At 42.6% G+C, this 2,847-nt stretch carries 2 protein-coding genes; both read right to left on the bottom strand.

Annotation, left to right across the window (positions count from 1 at the left end; translation table 11 throughout):
* Positions 1-984, bottom strand: a 984-nt coding sequence (locus ACRC27_RS05045) for a ParB/RepB/Spo0J family partition protein (RefSeq protein WP_438639329.1), incomplete at its 3' end; no start/stop codon positions are given.
* The gene (locus ACRC27_RS05050) at positions 977-2,176 is read right to left on the bottom strand and encodes a ParA family protein (protein ID WP_438639330.1); all 1,200 of its coding nucleotides are present in this window, start codon (positions 2,174-2,176) and stop codon (positions 977-979) included. The genes ACRC27_RS05050 and ACRC27_RS05045, both read right to left, overlap by 8 nt.
* Positions 2,177-2,847 lie beyond the last annotated feature (671 nt).

The raw sequence follows: 2,847 nt of genomic DNA on the forward strand, positions 1-2,847 counted from the left end.
TACCTGCACTTTGCGCCGGTAGTTATCACCAAACACTACCGTAGAAACTAAAGAGCTCGAACCTTGCTGAAACAAGGTCTCTTTCTGTTTACGTAAATGATCTTTCTGTGCTGGCTCTTTTAGCTTTTTAGCGGCTTTACTTGCTTGTGTAACCACTTCAGTAACCAGCTCTTCATTCGATGCGTGGCCAAATTGCTGAATTTTTCGAACATCAGCCAATTCCAAAGAGATCAACTCGACAGATTCCGCATTCAATGTTTCAGCCGCTCCCACAAGTGAAGCAATTTGTGCATAAGAGAGTGCATGAACATCAGGAATTTGCAGTAGCCACAATCGCGGAATTCGCGCAGCTTTTAATATTCGGGTTACCGTTGCAGGTGAACGACCTAACGCGGCAGCCAGTGCTTTCTGATCGGAAAACTCACCGCTATCTAACATTAATTGCCATTTTTGCGCCAATTCAACCACGGAAAGCTCTTTTTGCGCATTGGTTGCTTCTGCAATAAATTGAGCATCCGATAATGAGATGGCTGAAACCGGGACTAAAATAGTGAAATCATGGTCACTATAAATGCATGCCTGACGACGGCGGGAACCGGCTAAAACCTCAATCTGACCTTGAGCATTGAGATTACCAATTGCAGGGTAAAATTGCCCGGAAACAGACAAAGACTGTGATATATCGCGTACTGCTTCACGCGTTAACAAAGCTTGATCTCGGCCATTAATTGCCGGAACTATAGTTAATGTCTCGATATCTGCCGCAGCGATCTTTTGCAGTATAAACTGCATTTGAGAACCATCTTTTAAATGCAAATAGGTAAAATCCTCATCTTGCTGCTGCAACAGCCGGCGATTATCTTCCGTTAATGCATTCAGTTTTTTTTCTAAAACTTCAAGCGGAGATTCGGTTGCAACCGGCACAGTATTGGTTGCAAACGATGCTAAATCAAAAGAAGGGCGTACCCGTGAACTTTTAGCCATGATTAACCTCTACTTCATTCCGCCAGATATTTTGTAAAATCTCTTCGAACTCAAAAACAGCCTGCAAACATTCAGCTTGTGCATTAATTAACGATGTGCGCCCTCCGGGATACTCACTCGGGCTTAATTCATAAATTGATGACATCAAACTAGAGCAATGTTTAATCGCCTCAGAATGGGGGATCTGGCCTAACATGAGGTCTTGCCCAAATAGCTCACGCAAAATAGCGGCTTTTTGCTGGTTTGGTACAGATCGTTTATCAAGATCTGTCATGATCAATTTGATCTCTGACCAATGCAGCGGGCAATGCACTTCAATGGCCGCTTTTATCTGTGGCAGAATAGAGAGAAAATCACCGGTAGCATCAGTATCATTGTGATCGGGTTTTACGGGTACAATCAATACGTCAGATGCTGCTAATACGTTGTAAAGTAAGAAATTAAGTGCTGGAGAGGTATCGATAATCACCACATCATAGTGATCAGAGATGGTTGTTAGCACACGTGATAATAGTGCATACGGTGAGTTAATCCGCGCATCGGCTAATCCACGCTGTACCCATGCCTCAAAGAGTTTATCGGCAATTCCGCCGGGTAAAAGATCTAAATTTGGAATATTTGTCTTTTTAATCGATGAGAGCACTTGCTCGGTCAATGTCTGTTCAGACATAGCAACATTACCCGCATCAATCAGCAACTCTGATAAAACAACATCTTCATCACTGATTTGTGGGGCCATATAGCCAGTACACATATTAGTCTGACCATCTGCATCAACCACCAAAATACGATATTGGCGCTTTGATTCGATAGCAAGACCGGTTGCCAATGTCATTGCGGTTGTGGTTTTTCCAACCCCCCCTTTGATATTGAGCACCGAGGTAACAATCATCCGAGAAGCAGAGGGCTTGACTTGATGGCCAATAGATTGACGCAGACGGAATAGATCGGGCAGAGGTAAAGACCAGCGACATCCCACCATAGGAACATCTAGCCCATGTTGTTCACACAATTTAACCAGCTGTCGGTTGTTAATACCCAGTGCTTTTGCAGCTTCATTTTGGGTATAAGTGCGAAACGGCTTACCATTGTGGGTCTGTTCATCAACAAAAGCGGCCGATTTGCGGCATGCCACACGGTACTTGGCCCCGTTTTGCTCTAAACGCAGTAATTTAGACTCTATTGCATCCATCATTAGCTCCTTTAAATGACATCGCTATCATTACAATAGAAAAGTGAATCTGCAATAGATTAATTGAAAAATCATCATTTTTCATTGCAACATCACTTTTTTATAGCTGCGTGTCATAAAAATTACGCAAAATACGGTAAATAACCGCCTGAGCAGATGTATTTGATATGATGTAAAGAAACGCAAAAGAAACCGTGAGTATCCATAAATGGATCGGTGAAAAATGAGAGAAAAGAGGGGTTATAAGTTAACTTATTGATAATATGCTAATTTATCTTTTAATTTGTGCGGAATATTCTTGGATGTCTTTCATTCAAGTGTGATGTTGCTCAAAGTTATTTGCTATATGATAAAAAACCGGCCGTAACAATGGATGCGCACTTTTCCTACCGTTCCCAACACTTTTTAGCGTATAACCATCATCGTGATGCTTCCCGGTCTGTGCTTATAATCTTCATCGGCCTATTTAATAACGATTTACAGGTAAATATCCTCAGCTTCTGATGCAATCTTGATTGCGATCCATCCGTAAGTAATCCGCACCTTCTGACGCGATGTTGATTGCGATCCATCCGTGAGCAATCCGCACCTTCTGACGCGATGTTAACTGCGATCCATCCGTGAGTAATCCGCAGCTTCTGACGCGATGTTGATTGCGATCCATCCGTGAA

This window comes from Plesiomonas sp. (assembly GCF_051650925.1).
Classification (GTDB): Bacteria; Pseudomonadota; Gammaproteobacteria; order Enterobacterales; family CAMTGL01; genus Plesiomonas.